Source organism: Rhodococcus sp. PSi06 (assembly GCF_054960675.1).
The window spans coordinates 115,765-132,393 of the sequence record NZ_JBHNYO010000003.1; the positions used below are offsets into that span (position 1 = coordinate 115,765).

Annotated in this window: 15 protein-coding genes and 1 riboswitch; of the genes, 8 read left to right on the top strand and 7 right to left on the bottom strand. The window is 64.3% G+C overall.

Features of this window, described 5'->3' with window-relative positions:
• Positions 1-103 precede the first annotated feature (103 nt).
• Positions 104-3,379 carry an error-prone DNA polymerase gene (locus tag ACFI9K_RS05260; protein ID WP_462662540.1) on the top strand — a complete coding sequence of 1,092 codons (3,276 nt, stop codon included), beginning with the start codon at positions 104-106 and terminating at the stop codon, positions 3,377-3,379.
• A gap of 32 nt (positions 3,380-3,411) precedes the next feature.
• Entirely contained in the window at positions 3,412-3,915 is a 504-nt protein-coding gene (locus tag ACFI9K_RS05265; protein ID WP_462662541.1) for a metallophosphoesterase family protein, read from the top strand.
• A 12-nt stretch (positions 3,916-3,927) separates the two neighbouring features.
• Here ACFI9K_RS05265 and ACFI9K_RS05270 read toward each other — a convergent pair whose 3' ends face one another.
• The 4 genes from ACFI9K_RS05270 to ACFI9K_RS05285 form a co-directional block, all read right to left on the bottom strand.
• A complete protein-coding gene (locus ACFI9K_RS05270) occupies positions 3,928-4,653 on the bottom strand; it encodes an SDR family NAD(P)-dependent oxidoreductase (protein ID WP_462662542.1) in 726 nt (241 codons plus the stop codon).
• A gap of 123 nt (positions 4,654-4,776) precedes the next feature.
• Entirely contained in the window at positions 4,777-5,721 is a 945-nt protein-coding gene (locus tag ACFI9K_RS05275; RefSeq protein ID WP_462662543.1) for a HAMP domain-containing protein, read from the bottom strand.
• 184 nt (positions 5,722-5,905) lie between these two features.
• A complete protein-coding gene (locus ACFI9K_RS05280; protein WP_462662544.1) occupies positions 5,906-6,460 on the bottom strand; it encodes a DUF6764 family protein in 555 nt (184 codons plus the stop codon).
• 536 nt (positions 6,461-6,996) lie between these two features.
• Positions 6,997-7,461 carry a tRNA (cytidine(34)-2'-O)-methyltransferase gene (locus tag ACFI9K_RS05285; RefSeq protein WP_222092901.1) on the bottom strand — a complete coding sequence of 155 codons (465 nt, stop codon included), beginning with the start codon at positions 7,459-7,461 and terminating at the stop codon, positions 6,997-6,999.
• 33 nt (positions 7,462-7,494) lie between these two features.
• Between ACFI9K_RS05285 and ACFI9K_RS05290 the strand changes: the two genes are divergently transcribed.
• The 3 genes from ACFI9K_RS05290 to ACFI9K_RS05300 are packed head-to-tail and all read left to right on the top strand — an operon-like array spanning position 7,495 to position 9,342.
• The gene (locus tag ACFI9K_RS05290; RefSeq protein ID WP_462662545.1) at positions 7,495-8,103 is read left to right on the top strand and encodes a pentapeptide repeat-containing protein; all 609 of its coding nucleotides are present in this window, start codon (positions 7,495-7,497) and stop codon (positions 8,101-8,103) included.
• Positions 8,104-8,158: 55 nt separating this feature from the next.
• Complete coding sequence (locus tag ACFI9K_RS05295) at positions 8,159-9,016, top strand: bifunctional methylenetetrahydrofolate dehydrogenase/methenyltetrahydrofolate cyclohydrolase (protein ID WP_462662546.1); 858 nt, start codon at positions 8,159-8,161, stop codon at positions 9,014-9,016.
• An 11-nt stretch (positions 9,017-9,027) separates the two neighbouring features.
• The gene (locus ACFI9K_RS05300; protein ID WP_462662547.1) at positions 9,028-9,342 is read left to right on the top strand and encodes a DUF3017 domain-containing protein; all 315 of its coding nucleotides are present in this window, start codon (positions 9,028-9,030) and stop codon (positions 9,340-9,342) included.
• Between the two features lie 52 nt (positions 9,343-9,394).
• On the opposite strand, the gene metX is transcribed toward ACFI9K_RS05300, so the two are convergent.
• Together metX and ACFI9K_RS05310 are read right to left on the bottom strand one after the other, a co-directional pair.
• Positions 9,395-10,540, bottom strand: a complete 1,146-nt coding sequence (gene metX / locus ACFI9K_RS05305; protein WP_462662548.1) for a homoserine O-acetyltransferase MetX — start codon at positions 10,538-10,540, stop codon at positions 9,395-9,397.
• Positions 10,537-11,886: a bifunctional o-acetylhomoserine/o-acetylserine sulfhydrylase gene (locus ACFI9K_RS05310; protein WP_462662549.1), complete on the bottom strand. Its 1,350-nt coding sequence runs from the start codon at positions 11,884-11,886 to the stop codon at positions 10,537-10,539. Before ACFI9K_RS05310 ends, metX begins: the two co-directional genes overlap by 4 nt.
• Positions 11,887-12,072: 186 nt before the next feature.
• Positions 12,073-12,195: riboswitch (SAM riboswitch) on the bottom strand.
• Positions 12,196-12,547: 352 nt separating this feature from the next.
• Here ACFI9K_RS05310 and ACFI9K_RS05315 point away from each other — a divergent pair.
• On the top strand, positions 12,548-13,690 hold the full coding sequence (locus ACFI9K_RS05315) for an MFS transporter (RefSeq protein ID WP_462662737.1): 1,143 nt from the start codon (positions 12,548-12,550) through the stop codon (positions 13,688-13,690).
• Positions 13,691-13,704: 14 nt separating this feature from the next.
• On the opposite strand, the gene ACFI9K_RS05320 is transcribed toward ACFI9K_RS05315, so the two are convergent.
• Positions 13,705-14,760 carry an ABC transporter substrate-binding protein gene (locus ACFI9K_RS05320; protein ID WP_462662550.1) on the bottom strand — a complete coding sequence of 352 codons (1,056 nt, stop codon included), beginning with the start codon at positions 14,758-14,760 and terminating at the stop codon, positions 13,705-13,707.
• A gap of 167 nt (positions 14,761-14,927) precedes the next feature.
• Between ACFI9K_RS05320 and ACFI9K_RS05325 the strand changes: the two genes are divergently transcribed.
• Together ACFI9K_RS05325 and ACFI9K_RS05330 are read left to right on the top strand one after the other, a co-directional pair.
• Positions 14,928-15,602: a response regulator transcription factor gene (locus tag ACFI9K_RS05325; protein ID WP_462662551.1), complete on the top strand. Its 675-nt coding sequence runs from the start codon at positions 14,928-14,930 to the stop codon at positions 15,600-15,602.
• Positions 15,602-16,573, top strand: a complete 972-nt coding sequence (locus ACFI9K_RS05330) for a HAMP domain-containing sensor histidine kinase (RefSeq protein ID WP_462662738.1) — start codon at positions 15,602-15,604, stop codon at positions 16,571-16,573. The genes ACFI9K_RS05325 and ACFI9K_RS05330 overlap by 1 nt, the downstream gene beginning before the upstream one ends.
• Positions 16,574-16,629 lie beyond the last annotated feature (56 nt).

Genomic DNA, 16,629 nt, shown 5'->3' on the forward strand with positions numbered 1-16,629 from the left:
AATGGTCAGTGGCGACTCGACTCTAGTTGATCCGTGTCGGACCCTCGTGTTCTCATTAGAACAAGTGTTCGATGCAGTGGCGATGTGGAGTGGGGAGGTCTCGATGGGATGGAACGACGGACCACCCACGTGGTCGGAGATGGAACGCGTCCTGTCCGGTCGTCCCAAGCCTGCGGCCGAGGGCGACGGCGGCGACAGCCCGGCCTGGTCGCGAAAGAGGGACGTCTACGACCGCACCATCGACAAACCCGTGGTGTCCACGACGCCGTATGCAGAATTGCACGCGCACTCGGCGTTCAGCTTTCTCGACGGTGCCTCTCAGCCCGAGGAGATGGTCGAAGAAGCGGTACGCCTGGGCCTCGAATCCATCGCCATCACCGATCACGACGGTTTCTACGGAGTCGTGCGCTTCGCCGAGGCGGCCAGAGCTCTCGGCATCGGAACCGTGTTCGGTGCCGAGCTCTCGCTCGACACCGATCGATCGAGAGCCGGAGCGACCGACCCCGACGGCACCCATCTACTGGTGCTCGCCCGCGGTCAGGAAGGCTATCGACGGCTCTCGCGTCGAATTGCGGCCGCCCACCTGGCCGGTGGGGTCAAAGGCAAGCCGCAGTACGACATGGACGAGCTCACCGACGCGGCCGGCGGGCATTGGCAGATCCTCACCGGGTGCCGTAAAGGCCATGTTCGGCAGGCACTCTCGCGCGGCGGTCCGGAGGCAGCCGAGGCCGCACTGCGCACTCTCGTCGACCGCTTCGGTCCCGACCGCGTCACCGTCGAACTCACCCGGCACGGAGTTGCGGACGACGACGAGCGCAACGATGCGCTCGCGACACTGGCTCGCAAATACGGCCTCGAGACGATCGCAACCACGGCCGCGCACTACGCAACTCCGCGCAGCAGGAGGTTGGCCATGGCAATGGCCGCAGTACGTGCACGTAGCAGCTTGGACGAGGCGGCCGGTTGGTTGGCACCGACGGGCGGCGCGCATCTTCGGTCCGGGGCGGAGATGGCCGAACTGTTCGAGCACTATCCGAGTGCGGTCCGCGGGGCCGTCGAACTCGGGCGGCAGTGCTCGTTCGACCTGACGTTGATTGCGCCGCGCCTGCCCCCGTTCGATGTGCCCGACGGTTACACCGAGATCAGTTACCTACGGCGGCTCACCTTCGAGGGCGCGGCCCGTCGGTACGGACCGCAATCGGCGAACCCGGCGGCGTATTCCCAGCTCGAATACGAACTCGACATCATCGAGAGACTCGAGTTTCCCGGCTACTTCCTGGTGGTCCACGACATCGTTCATTTCTGCAAGACACACGACATCCTGTGTCAGGGAAGAGGTTCGGCGGCGAACTCCGCCGTTTGCTACGCCATCGGCATCACCAACGTCGACCCGGTGGCCAACAAATTGCTGTTCGAGCGGTTCCTTGCACCCGAACGCGACGGACCACCCGACATCGACATCGACATCGAATCGGATCGACGCGAAGAGGCGATCCAGCATGTCTATGCCAAGTACGGCCGCACCCATGCCGCTCAGGTGGCCAACGTGATCACCTATCGCGGTAAGTCGTCGGTACGAGACATGGCCCGTGCGCTCGGGTTCTCGCAGGGGCAACAGGATGCGTGGAGCAAGCAGATCACCCGCTGGTCGGGAATCGGAGATCAGGAGGGCGACGGTATTCCCGGGGCCGTGCTCGATCTCGCGCGTCAGATCGAAGGTTTTCCACGGCACCTGGGCATTCACTCCGGCGGCATGGTGATCTGTGATCGACCGATCGCAGACGTCTGTCCGGTGGAATGGGCAACCATGGAGAATCGCAGTGTGCTCCAGTGGGACAAGGACGATTGTGCCGCAGTGGGTTTGGTGAAGTTCGACATGCTCGGGCTCGGCATGCTCTCGGCATTGCACTACATGATGGATTTGATTTCCGAGCACAAGGGAATCGATATCGATCTCGCCTCGATCGACCTGTCCGAGCCGCAGGTGTACGAGATGCTTCAACGGGCCGATTCGGTGGGAGTGTTCCAGGTGGAGTCGCGCGCGCAGATGGCCACTCTGCCGCGGCTCAAGCCGCGCAACTTCTACGATCTGGTGGTCGAGGTCGCCTTGATTCGTCCCGGTCCGATCCAGGGTGGTTCGGTTCATCCGTACATCAAGCGTCGCAACGGACTCGAACCGGTGATCTTCGAGCATCCTTCGCTGAAGAAGGCGCTCGACCGAACTCTCGGGGTGCCGCTGTTCCAGGAACAGTTGATGCAGATGGCCATCGATGTCGCCGGTTTCAGTGCCGCCGACGCCGACCAGTTGCGTCGCGCCATGGGATCGAAGCGATCGCCGGAGAAGATGGAACTGCTGCGTGGGCGCTTCTACGACGGGATGCGAACTCTGCATGGCATCACCGGTGAGGCTGCAGATCGTATCTACGAAAAGCTGTCGGCCTTCGCCAATTTCGGTTTTCCCGAGAGTCATTCGCAGAGCTTCGCCTCGTTGGTCTTCTACTCCTCGTGGTTCAAGTTGCACCATCCGGCTGCCTTCTGTGCCGGATTGTTGCGTGCCCAGCCGATGGGTTTCTACTCACCTCAATCTTTGGTCGCAGATGCCAGACGGCATGGTGTGCGGGTGCACGGTGCCGATGTGAACGCCAGTCTCGGTCATGCGAATCTCGAGGGGGACGGTCTCGAGATTCGCATGGGGTTGGCGGATGTGAAATTCATCGGTACCGCGCTGGCTCAGAAAATTGTCGATGCACGAGTTGCGCACGGGCTGTACACGTCGTTTCTGGATCTGACCGGCCGCGTCGAACTATCGGTGGCACAAGCGGAATCACTGGCCACGTCCGGCGCGCTGGGGTGTTTCGGCATCACTCGCAGGGAGGCCCTGTGGGCCGCAGGCGCGGCGGCGGGGGAGCGTCCTGGCCTACTCCCCGGCATCGGTGCATCGACGAGAGCACCTGCACTGCCCGGTATGACCGACCTCGATCTGGCGTCGGCCGACGTGTGGGCAACAGGGGTATCGCCGAACTCCTACCCCACCCAATTCTTTCGTGATCGGCTCGATTCCCTCGGGGTGGTTCCCGCGAACCGGTTGCTGCAGATCCCCGATGGAGACAGGGTGCTCGTCGGAGGTGCAGTGACGCACCGCCAGCGTCCGGCCACTGCCGGAGGCGTCACGTTCATCAACCTCGAGGACGAAACCGGCATGGTCAACGTCGTGTGTTCGGTGGGACTGTGGGCCAAATACCGCAAGTTGGCGATCACCGCCCCGGCGTTGCTCATTCGAGGCAAAGTGCAGAATGCAGAGGGTGCGGTGACCGTGGTGGCAGATCACTTGCAACTGATGGATCTCCGAGTCGCGTCCAGGTCGAGGGACTTTCGCTGACCCGCCGCACCGCCCGCATGCACAATCGAATGATGAAGCTGCTGCTGATTACCGACACTCATCTGCCCAAGCGTGCCCGTGACCTACCCGACGAGGTATGGGCGGCCGTCGACGATTCCGATGTGGTGATTCATGCCGGCGACTGGGTGGATCTGGCTACCTTCGAGACGCTGTCGCAGCGCTCGCGTCGATTGGTTGCGTGCTGGGGCAACAACGACGGAGAAGATCTGCGGGCGAGGATGCCCGAACGCGCCGACGTCGTCCTCGCCGGAGTGCGGATCACCGTCGTCCACGAGACGGGTGCCGCAACGGGACGCGAACGACGCATGGCGGCGGCGTACCCGGAGACGGACGTCCTGGTGTTCGGGCACAGCCACATACCGTGGGACACGCTCGCGGACAACGGTCTACGGCTGCTCAACCCGGGATCTCCGACGGATCGGCGTCGGCAACCGTTCTGCACGTTCATGACGGCCGTCGCCGAGAACAGCGAGCTGAAAGAAGTCGAGCTGCATCGCATCGCACCTCGTCGATGACAGCCGAGGCTCTCACATACCGCCGGCTACCCGGATGACGGTTCCCGTGGCGTACCGCGCATCGTCGGACAACAACCACGACACCGCACCGGCGATCTCGTCGGGCACACCGGGGCGGCCGACCGGAATGCTCGACGCCATCTTCTGTGGTCGTTGCCGATCTCGGTGAAAGTCGGTCTCGATGATTCCGGGGGCTACTGCGTTGACGCGGATGTTCTGCGCTGCAACCTCTTTGGACAAGCCGACGGTCAGCGTATCCACCGCTGCCTTCGCTGCCGCGTAGTGGACGTACATTCCCGGGCTACCCAGGGTCGCGGCTGCGGAGGATATGTTGACGATGGAGCCACCCGATTCGGCCATCGCTGAGACTGCGTATTTGCAGCAGGTGATCACCCCGATCACATTGACATCGACGTCCGCTCTGATCGTCTCGATGTCGTTGTCCGCCAGCATGCCGACTGCGCGTGCCGAACCGGCGTTGTTGACCACGCCGCTGACGGTGCCGATTTTCGCTGCCGCGTCGAACAGATCGATCACCGCCTGCTCGTCGGTGGTGTCCGCGCGGACTGCGATCACCGTCCGGCCGGACATCGACAATTCGGTTGCCAGTAATTCCGCGGCAGAGGCATCGGAGCGGTAGCCGATCACCACATCGTGTCCGTCGGCGACCAGTCGTCGGGATATGGCAGCACCGATGCCGCGGCTGCCGCCGGTGACGATCGTCAGGGGAGCGTTCATCGTTCGACAATAGTCGTCCGGCGGAGCCCCATCACGAGAAGACAATCGCGCTCGAACGGGGTCAGGCCCAGGTCCGTCGGAACGCTGGATCGCGCCGCGCCCACACCCGTAACGCGTCGGCTCTCAGCGTGTTATCGGCGCAGGATCTCGGGCATGGTCGACGAGATCGTGCACCAAGCCGATGATGATGTCCATCTGGGCGATGACCTCGACCCGCAAGCGATCCTGCTCGTCTTCGGGCATGGTCGGTGCGTCGGGACGGTCGAGAGACATCAGCAGGTCGATGTTGGTACGCAACGCGGTCAGGGGCTCCATCAGTTCGGCACCGGCGTCGACGATCAGTCGTCCCTGCCTTGCTCGCGACCGAGACAGGGACGCCAACATCTCGTTGAAGCTGTTGGCGAGTGATGCGAGTTCGTCGTCTCCGTTGACGTCGATGGGCTCGAAGTCTCCGGTTCTGGCAACGCGTTCGGTGCCTGCGCGCAGACGGGTGACAGGCCGCAGGCCGGTGCGGGCAACGGCGGTACCGGCGACGCCGGCCAGCGCGACGAGGAAACCTCCGACGAGCACGAGAGCCAGGGTGAGTTTGGCAAGTAGACGTGACGCTCCACTGAGCGATTCGGCCACCATGATGGTTTCCCCGGATGCCGTGCGCTGAGCGGAGATGTAGTAGCCCCGTACTTCGCGCAGCGACCGATCCGAGCTGCCGTCCACGACGGACTTCTCAGGGGGATCCAGAACGCCGTCGGAGTTCATGAAGGGATCGGCACCGTTCGAGGAGGTCATCAATTCTCCGCCGGTCGCGACCAATGCGACCTTCGCGGCAGATTCCTCGGTTGCGAAACCGAACAGATAGGGAGAAGCGCCCGACACTGCGCTTGCGATCAGGGCGTCGCTGTTTCTTCCGACGCGGTCGATGACCTGCGAACGCAGGGCCTGCTCTGCGACGAGATAGATCGCCAGAGCGCTGACCGCAACGGCGAGGGCCGCCACACTCATCGTCAGCACTCGTATCCGGCCGTGCAACGACAGCGCCCTCGGGCGAGCGGCCGCACGTGAAGAACTCATTTTCCGAGTATGCCGGTCGACGGCCCCGAGCCCGCCCGCAGCCCGCGATATGGGCACCGACCGCGGGCGAGTCATCCGAGCGGCTTCGACTGATGTGTGCTCTCTAGGCCAGCGGAGCCGACCACCTCGAATCGAATTCTCGGGTGGTCGGCTCCGTCCGACAGGGCGAGTTCGGCCCCTGAAATCAGCTACCGAGGACGCAGAACTGGCCGCTGGACAGGTTCAGGGCGAGGGACAGCGGGCCGACACAATCGACGCCGCGACCTTCGGCCGTGGCACCGGATCCCCATCCGGCGACGGCGAGAGTCGTCTGGCCGGCGTCGGCCCACGAGTGTGCAATGCCTCCACCGAGTGCGACGGCGTAGGCCGTGCCTGCATTCTTGCTTGCTCCGAGCGCGACGCCGAATCCGTTGGCGTATGTGGTCGTCGCTCCGGGGCCGTCGTTGACGCTCACCGCGGTACCGCTGTCGGCGGCACCGGCGGTGGCCCGGCCGGTGCCCTCCGAGGTGGCACCGCAGCTCGCCGTGCCGTCGACCTGGATGTCGTTGGCCGAGGGCGGAGACACGCAGTTGACGGGGGCGGCCGACGCGGTGCCGGTGCCCACCAGTGCGGCGGCGGTCATTCCCGAGCCGAGAGCGAATATTGCTGCGGTCCGGGCAATTCGGCTACCGAACCGACTCGACGTGCGCGTGATGGAGGAGTAGGAGGAAGAACGGCGGGGAGAGGAAACAGAGAACAACAGAAAGCTCCTTCACGAGCGAAACGGGTCGATGCGGCACACCGTACCCCGCTCGAGTCGTCGACGGCAGCAAGCTGGCGAGGTTTGTGTAACGGTGCCGCTGCCATCGGCAACGAATCGTCGTGGAAGTCCGGTTCTGCGTACCTCGGGAGGAGCTGTCGGGGCCGTCCGTCGTACGTTCACGATGTTGTTCGACCGTCCGGTCTGTTACTCGAATGGTATTCCATCGCTTGGGATTTCGTTGTTCGGGCCAGCAGTGGCGGTCACTCCGGATCCGGGGGGAGGCACCCGGCGGTCGCGAGTGCCCTTGCCCGACGCCGGCAAGAAAATCGTTACCGACAGCGCTCGACCGCCGCCGGCCGCAGTCGGGTCGAACGCTGACGATTTCGAGGGATAGTCTTTTCGGTGGCGACCCATCGGTGCAGCTGCGACGGTTCGTTGTCACAGGACAATTCGGTGACCATTTGTCGCCGCTCACAATTGATTTCGTGATCGATGAAGGAACGGTGCGGCCGAACTGGTTCGGGCAGCGCCCGTCAGACGCTGCCCTCGTACCCGTGTTGCCGCCATGCCTCGTACATCGTCACCGCTGCTGCGTTGGCGAGGTTGAGTGATCGACGGCCGGGAATCATCGGAATGCGAAGGCGGTCGCTCACGTGTGGGTCGTCGAGAACCTCGTCGGGGAGTCCGGTGGGCTCCGGTCCGAAAAGCAGAACATCGCCGGGCTCGTATGCGACGTCGGCGTACGAACGCGTGGCGTGAGCGGTGTACGCGAACACTCGCGTGGGGTTGAGAGCCGACCAGGCCGATGGCAGGTCCCGGTGCACGGTGACGGACGCCAGATCGTGGTAGTCCAGGCCGGCCCGTTTGAGCTTGGGCTCGGACATGTCGAACCCGAGCGGGCCTACCAGGTGCAGCTCGCATCCGGTGCCGGCCACCAGGCGTATGGCATTGCCGGTGTTCTGGGGGATGCGGGGCTCGAAGAACATCAGTCGAAACACCCGGTTCACTCTGCCACCACGAATCGGGGAAGTATGGGGCAGGTGGACGACGAGCAGATCATCGGTGAAGATTTTTCCGACACTCGACTGGACGGGCAGGAGTGGAACGGCAGGCAGTTCGTTCGCTGCACATTTCGTGATGCCGACATGAGCGGAGTGCGAACCGACTCTGTGGTGTTCACCGAATGCGATTTCACCGGCACCGATCTGACCGAATCGACCCACACCAATTCCGCATTCCGATCGTGCACGTTCACTCGAACGAATCTGCAGCACAGTACCTTCCGTCACTCGACCATGATGGGTTCGGTGTTCGTGGACAGCCGGATGCGTCCTGCGGTCTACGACGAGGTCGATTTCACGCTCGCGGCGTTGGGGAACGTCGATCTGCGTGGTCTCGACCTCACGGGGTGCAGGATGCGGGAGGCGAACCTCGTATCTGCAGATTTCCGGAAAGCGATCTTGCGCTCGGTGGATTTCGCGGGAGCCCGCACCGTCGACGCCAAGTTCGACGAGGCCGATCTACGCGGTGCCGTCGCCGATCAGTCCCTGTGGGTGAGCGCGAGTGTGCGAGGTGCCAAGATCGAGCTGATGCAGGCCGTGGCATACGCAGGCGCGAACGGTCTGGTGGTGGAGGGCTGACCTGGTGGGCGGACCGGCGCGGCACGGCCGACCTCGAGCCTGGAACAATGGCCGGGTGACTGCAACGATTCTCGATGGCAAAGCGACCCGTGACGAGATATTCGTCGATCTCACTGCCCGCGTAGCGGCGCTGCGGGAGAAGGGCATCACCCCGGGACTGGCCACGGTGCTGGTGGGCGACGACCCGGGCTCGGCGGCATACGTCCGGGGCAAGCACAACGACTGCGCCAAGGTGGGGATCACCTCGATTCGCCGCGATCTGCCGGCGGACATCAGCCAATCGGATCTCGAAGCAGTGATCGACGAACTCAACGCCAACCCCGACTGCACCGGATACATCGTGCAGCTGCCGTTGCCGAAACATCTCGACGAAAATGCTGCGCTCGAGCGCATCGACCCGGACAAGGACGCCGACGGCCTCCACCCGATCAACCTGGGCCGTCTGGTCCTCGGTGAGGATGCGGCACTGCCGTGCACGCCGCGCGGCATCGTGCACCTGCTGCGTCGCTACGACGTGGCCCTCGACGGCGCGCGTGCGGTGGTCATCGGTCGCGGCGTCACTGTGGGTCGACCCATCGGGCTTCTGCTCACCAGGCGTTCGGAGAACGCCACGGTGACGTTGTGCCACACCGGTACTCGCGATCTTGCCTCGGAGGTCTCCCGCGCGGACATCGTCGTTGCTGCCGCCGGGGTTCCGGGATTGATCACTGCAGACATGGTCAAGCCCGGTGCCGCCGTGCTCGATGTCGGCGTGACCCGTACCGAGGACGGCTTGCGCGGCGACGTCGCCGACGGTGTTGCCGAGGTCGCAGGTTTCCTTTCGCCCAATCCTGGTGGCGTCGGACCGTTGACCCGCGCCTTCCTGCTCACCAACGTGGTCGAGCGTGCCGAGCGCTCCGCAGCCGAGAGCTGAGCGATCCGAGCATGAACGCCGCCGATTCGCGAGCCGAACACGACCCGGGATTCCGCGCCGCAGTAGCGCGTAATCTGCCGATCGTCGCGGTATCGGTCGTCGTCCTCGCCGCGCTGGTGCTGGTGCTGGCGGATCGCTGGCGGCGCGGCGCGTTCATCTTCGGATGTGCGGCGCTCCTGGCCGCGGTGCTGCGACTGTGCCTGCCCGAATCTCGGGTCGGAACCCTCAGCGTGCGCAGTCGTGGATTCGATGTGCTCGCGTTGGGCTGCGTCGGCGGAGCTATCGTGTTCCTGTCGCTGTCGATCGATCCACTGGGTACCGACTGACGGCTCGGGCGCACGTCTGCAGAAGCGACCGGACGGAGCGTGCCCGACGGCCTCAGCGCCGTCCGAGACGGGCGAGTTCCATCGTCTCTGCGAGTAGTTTCGCCACCGAATCGGCTTCGGTGAGGAAGCCGTCGTGACCGTCGCGAGATTGGATCACTTCGAGTCCGCGGCACTGGGGGAGTTCGCGGGCGATCTCCTTCTGCAGCCTCAGCGGATAGAGCCGATCCGAATCGACGCCGCCGACGATGGTCGGAACCGGCACGGACGCAAGAGCTTCGGCCACTCCGCCGCGGCCGCGACCCACGTCGTGTCGGTTCATGGCCTCGGAGAGCAGAACGTAGGTCGCCGCGTCGAATCGATTGACCAGCTTCGCGGCCTGATGTTCGAGATAGCTCTGCGCCGAGTAGCGGCCGCCGGACCATGGATCTTCGTCGTTCTGCGGTGAGTTACCGAACCGAATGTCGAGTTCGCTCTCGGTGCGATACGTCAGATGCGCAATGCGTCGCGCGATACCGAGTCCGGCCGTCGGAGACGTTCCGGAGCCGTGGTAGTTGCCACCCAGCCACCCCGGATCCGCTTTGATCGCGGCGATCTGCGTTGTCTGCGTGCCGATCTGGTCGGCCGTTGCCCGCGCACCGACTGCCAGAACCAGTGCCGCTGCCACGCGATCGGGACGACTGACGATCCATTCGAGGGTCCGCATCCCGCCCATCGAGCCACCGACCACGGCGGCGAAGCGGTCGATGCCGAGGGCGTCGGCGACAGCTGCCTCCGCCGCGACCTGGTCGCGGATCGAGATGTCGGGGAACGTCGATCCATACGGTGTGCCGTCGGGCGAGATGCTGCTCGGCCCGGTGGTGCCGCCGCATCCACCGAGCACGTTGGTCGCAACCACGCACCACTCGTCGGTGTCGATGGGACACCCGGGTCCGACCATTCCGTTCCACCAACCGGGCAGCGCATGATCCGCGTCCGGCGGGCCGGACACGTGCGAGTCTCCGGTCAGGGCATGTTCGACGAGCACGACATTGCTGCGGTCGGTGGCGAGCTCCCCCCACCGCTGCACGGCGACGGTCACCTGGGGGATGTGAGCACCGTTCTCGAGGTCGAGACCGCCGATGTCGATGGTGCCCAGCCGCCCGTCCGGAGACGGAAGAACCGCCTCCGGACGAACGCCTGTGTCGCAGCTGTTGCTCAAGATGCCGCCGCGCTGAAGCCGGCTTCGAGATCGGCGATGATGTCGTCGATTCCTTCGATTCCCACGGCCAGACGAACCAGACCCGGCGTCACACCCGATGCCGACTGCTCCTCGGGAGTCAGCTGGGAATGGGTGGTGGATGCGGGGTGGATGACGAGTGAGCGCACATCACCGATGTTAGCGACGTGGCTGTGCAGTGTGAGCGCGTTGACGAACTTCTTGCCCGCGTCCACGCCACCCTTCAGCTCGAACGCGACGATTGCGCCCTGTCCCTTGGGTAGCAATTCCTGGCCTCGCTGGTACCACGGCGACGACTCGAGTCCGGCGTAGTTGATGGAGACGACGTCGTCGCGGCCGGCCAGGAACTCCGCCACCTTCTGTGCGTTGGCCACGTGCCGCTCGATGCGCAGGCTCAACGTCTCGATTCCTTGGCTGATGAGGAAGGCGTTGAACGGAGAGACAGCTGCGCCGATGTCGCGCAGCAGCTGTACGCGTGCCTTGAGCGCGAATGCGGGAGCGCCGAGATCGGCGAACACCACACCGTGGTAACTCGGGTCGGCGGTCGTGAAGTTGGGGTGACGGCCCTGAGTCCAGTCGAAGGTGCCACCGTCGACGATCACGCCGGCGATCGCCGTGCCGTGTCCACCCAGGTACTTGGTCGCCGAGTGCACGACGATGTCTGCCCCGTGCTTCAACGGCTGCAGCAGGTACGGCGTCGCCACCGTGTTGTCCACGATCAACGGGATGCCGTTCTCGTGGGCTACCGCGGAGATTCCCGGGATATCGAGAATGTCGTTCTTCGGGTTGGAGATCGATTCGCCGTAGAACGCCTTGGTCGACGGCGTGATCGCGGCCCGCCACTGCTCGAGATCATCGGGATCGTCGACGAACGAGACGGTGATCCCCAGCTTGGGGAGGGTGTAGTGGAAGAGGTTGTAGGTGCCGCCGTACAGACGCGGGCTCGAGACGATGTGGTCGCCCGCCTCCGCAAGGTTGAGAATGGCAAAGGTCTCGGCTGCCTGACCCGACGCGACCAACAATGCTGCGACGCCACCTTCGAGAGCGGCGATGCGCTGCTCCACAACGTCCTGGGTGGGGTTGATGATGCGGGTGTAGATGTTGCCCGGCTCGGCGAGTCCGAACAATGCGGCCGCGTGATCGGTGTTGTCGAACGTGTACGAGGTGGTCTGGTAGATCGGCAGTGCGCGCGCGTTGGTTGCGCCGTCCGGCGTCTGACCCGAGTGGATCTGCTTGGTCTCGAAACTCCAATTGGCAGAGGGATCGGTGAACGGATCCTCGGTCGGTGCTCCGGTGGCGTCGACGATGTCGGGGTTCGAATCTGTCATGGCTGCTGATACTCCGTTTTCTGAAACGAGTTCGTCCGAAACAAGTCGGTACGAGAGAAATCGAATGTCGAATGATGCTCGAGGGGTCGAGCGCTACGGGGCGTATCGGTACAGCAACACATGAGAAAACCTCCTGACAGGCCTCGGCCCCTGGAGGCCGAAGATTCAGTGGGTCCGCTTCTTGCGGACCCGCGCTTGTCGATTCGGCACTTGCATGCAGGATCGGCCCGGTCGTTCACCCGGGGCACCCCACCGCGGCTGGAGGGTTGCCGGCCAGCAAGCCGGGGCTCGATGCTGGCACTCATGACCTGGCGGAAATCTTAGCGGGTACGGACGCGCCACAGGAACAAGGGCTTGGCCCGGCGGCCGAGAAGGGCCCCGGCAGTTGCTCGGGTGAGGACAATCACCGCTCTTCGGCTCGAAAACTGGAGGGTAGAGGGAAGACAATGGTCGAGTCGGCTGTTCCCCTACTGGGATGCGCTGTGCTGAATCGATTCTGTACGCCGCCGATCTCGCCGTTCACGTTCCCGATCGAAACGAAGGTAGTACCGCTGTGACTGTCACCGATTCCGCTCTTTCCCGAGTCAGCGCTGTGCGCGGCAAGGTGTCGAGTGGCCTGAGTGTCAGTCATCGACCGCACTCGACCCGCCGCAAGCTCGCGATGTTGGCTCTGTCCATCGGCGGCTTCGGCATCGGCACGACGGAATTCGCGTCGATGGGCTTGCTGCCGGACATCGCCACCACGATGGGGATTTCCGAGCCTTCTGCGGGCCACATGATCTCCGCCTATGCGCTCGGGGTCGTGGTCGGCGCTCCCACCATCGCTGCCCTGGCTGCCCGAGTTCCCCGGCGGATGTTGTTGCTGGTGCTGATGGTGGCCTTCACCCTGGGCAACCTCGGCACGGTGTTCGCACCCAGTTTCAACGAGCTCGTCGCCTCACGATTCGTCGCCGGCCTGCCGCACGGTGCGTACTTCGGAGTGGCCGCACTGGTGGCCGCACACCTCGCCGAACCAGGAAAACGCGCCAAAGCCGTCGCGATGGTGATGATGGGTCTCTCGGTCGCCAACGTCGTCGGCGTACCGGTGGCAACCTGGATCGGACAGGCTCTGGGGTGGCGCAGTGCGTTCGCTCTCGTGGCGGTCATCGGTGCCCTCACCGTCGCGGCGCTGGCTGTGTGGATGCCCCGGCTCGACGCCATGCCGACCACCAGCCCCATCACCGAGCTCGGTGCACTGCGCCGAAGCCAGGTGTGGATGACCCTGTTCGTCGGAATCGTCGGATTCGGTGGAATGTTCGCGGTGTACACCTACATCGCGTCGACGCTGACCGATGTCGCCGGCCTCGCTCGCGCACTCGTTCCGCTCGCCCTGATGATCTACGGGCTCGGCATGGTCGCCGGCAACTATGTCGGTGGTTGGCTGGCCGACCGCTTCCAGCTCAGGGGCACCTTCGTCGGTCTGGCCGCAACTGCCGTGTTCTTGGCGTTGTTCGTCGCAGCGGCACACAATCCGATCACGGCTCTGCTCCTGGTTTTCCTGATCGGCGCGGCCGGCTCTTCGGTGGTGCCCGGCCTGCAGACACGGTTGATGGACGTGGCCGAGGACGCCCAGACGCTGGCGGCTTCACTCAACCACGCCGCATTCAACCTGGCCAACGCCATCGGCGCGGCAGTCGGTGGTGCCGTGATCGCCGCAGGCTTCGGCTACACGGCACCCGCCGCTGTCGGCTCGGGCCTGGCGGTGGCCGGTCTCGGTGTACTGGCCACCGCCATGTGGATGGACAAGCGCGCCGCCGCACAGTAGGCGGCCCGGTCCGGTCAGCTGGTGATCGTCGATGCCGTTCCGTCGAGTGCTTCGGTCAGCGCAGGCGTGAGCTTGTCGATGACGTACGGCAGGCTGAGCACGCTGGTGAAATAGATCGCACCGGCGGTCACCCCGTCGGTGAACACCAGATTGCCGTCCTTGACCGGTTCGAGTGCGTTGTACACCGGCTCTTTCTCCAACTGGGTGCGGTCACCGGGTCCCTCCGTTCCCCAGATCAATACGTCGGCGACATTGAGAACCGACAGGTTTTCCAACGGAATGCTGGCTTGGGCACTGCCGTCGGCCGGGACGTATGCGTCGATGTCGTTGGGGATCGCGAAGCCGAGCTTGGTGAGGAAATCGGTGCTCAGTCCGTTCTGGTACGCAATCGCCTTGCCCTCGTAGAACGCGTTCTGCAAGAAGATCGCCTTCTTGCCGGCAAACTCCGGGTGCGCGGCCGCGGCATCCGCGAACTTCTGGTTCACGCCGTCGATCAATGCATCGACCTCGGCTTTCTGGCCCAGTGCACGTCCGATCTTCTCCGCCTGAACATCCCAGGGTTCGAAGTAGGCGGTCGACGCGTCGGACTGCGCGAGCGTCGGCGCAATATCGCTGAGGGTCTTGTACGTGTCCGCTGTCAGGCCTGCATTGGTGGCGATGATCAGGTCGGGCTCGAGTTCGGCGATCTTTTCCGTCTCGAATCCATCGTCGTTCGAGAGAACCTCCGGCTGCGCGTCACCCAACGCCGCCTGGGCCCAGGGCCAGGTTGCGTACGGCTGTTCGCCGTACCACTCCGTGACGCCGACGGGGATCACGCCGAGCGCCAGCACCGTGTCCTGCTCGGTGTATCCCGCCACGACGACACGAGTGGGTTCGGTAGGAACGACGGTCTCACCGAATGCGTGCTCGATGGTGACCGGGAAGGCCGACGAGCTCGACGCGGAGCCCGTGTCGGTATCTGCGGCCGGCGACGCCTCGTCACTCGAGTTCGAGCATGCGCTGAGCAGGCCTGCGGTGGTCAGCGCTATCGCGCACACCGCCAATGTCCTGCGTAGTGGTCGGTTGTACATCGAGACGCCTTTCAGAAGGGTTGGCTAATCAACGGTAGGATAGCCGACCCTTATTTATCTGCGAAGTCCAGTTCGGGATTGTCTTCGCCCATCCATCGGTGAACCTTCACCGAACCTCCACATTTCCCGACGAACTCCTCCACGAGCGCCCTCTAGGGTCAATTCTCATGAGCCGCACAGTTCTCGTCGTGGACGACGAGCCCACGATTTCCGAGGCCGTGGCAGCACGGCTCCGCGGGGAGGGGTACGAGGTCGTCACGGCAGCAAACGGTCCCACTGCTGTCGAGATGTGCGCCCGACTCGATCCCGACGTCGTGGTGCTGGATCTGATGCTGCCCGGGTTCGACGGGCTCGAGGTCTGCCGCCGCATTCAAGCGTCTCGGCCGGTGCCGGTGTTGATGCTGACGGCCAAGTCCGACGAGACCGACATGCTCGTCGGCCTGGGAGTCGGGGCGGACGACTATCTCGGTAAGCCATTCAGCATGCGAGAGTTGGTCGCTCGCGTGCACGCGCTCGTTCGCCGCGCCGAGCGATCGGCGACCTCCGAGCCGCACTCCGTCCGGCTCGGAGATCTGCAGATCGATCACCGGGAACGGCGGGTGTCCAACGCGTCCGGCGACATTCATCTGACCAGAACGGAATTCGATATCCTCGCGTATCTCGCTGCTCGTCCCCGTACCGCAGTCTCGCGGGAAACCCTGCTGTCCGAATTGTGGGGCTGGGACGACTCCGCGAGCAGCAGAACCGTCGACAGTCATGTGAAAGCACTGCGCCGCAAGATCGGTGGAGATGTGATTCGCACCGTGCACGGCGTCGGGTATGCAGTGGAGTCGCCGCGATGATGCGCATGCTGCCCCGTCCACTGGATCCCTTGCGTTCGTTCAAGCTCAAGGTCTCGTTCGTCGTCGGAACCGTATTGGTGTTGGCCAGTGTCGTCTTCTGGATCGGAGCAGGCTGGCAGTTTCGCTACACCCTCCTCGCGGCGCTCGTGGTGTCCCTGGCCGCAACGCAATTCGTCGCTCACGGAATGACCTCGCCGCTGCGCGAGATGACCTCGGCGGCCAAAGCGATGGCGCGTGGCGACTACTCGACCCGAGTACGTGCCACCTCGCGCGACGAGGTCGGGGAACTGGCCGCTGCGTTCAACACCATGGCGGACGATCTCGAAGCCGCGGAGAAGTATCGCCGTGAGTTGATCGGCAACGTCTCGCACGAATTGAAAACGCCCATCGCCGCGCTGCGTGCCGTACTCGAGAACGTCGTCGACGGGGTGACCGATGCCGATCCCGAAACGCTGTCCCTGGCGCTGCGCCAGACGGAAAGGCTGGGCGATCTGGTGAGCGAACTGCTCGACCTGTCGCGGGTGGAGGGTGGCGTACTCACCATCGCTCCAGAGGAATTCGCGGTACAGCAATTTCTCGATGATGCGACGAGCGCGCACCGCGAACGGGTAGTTATCGAGGTCGTGCCGACGGACGCGACCGTGGTGGCAGACCGATCGCGCATGACACAGGTGATCACCAACCTGGTCGACAACGCTGTTCACCATTCCCCGCAGCCGAGCACGGTGATCGTGCGGGCCCGTCGCATCGACCACATGTTCGCGTTCGACGTTGTCGACAGCGGCCCCGGTATCGCACCCGCCGATCGGCTCGCGGTGTTCGACCGCTTCACGCGCGGCGGATCGACCGACGGCGGAACAGGTCTCGGGCTGGGCATCGCGCGCTGGGCCACCGAACTACACGGCGGAACGATAGAAGTTCTCGGCAGTGCCTCCGGCTGCCACATCAGAGTGGCCATCCCCGAGCACTGATTTTCTCGATCCATCCGCACCACGACTGCTCGTCTCCGAACTGCAGCCGTCTACTT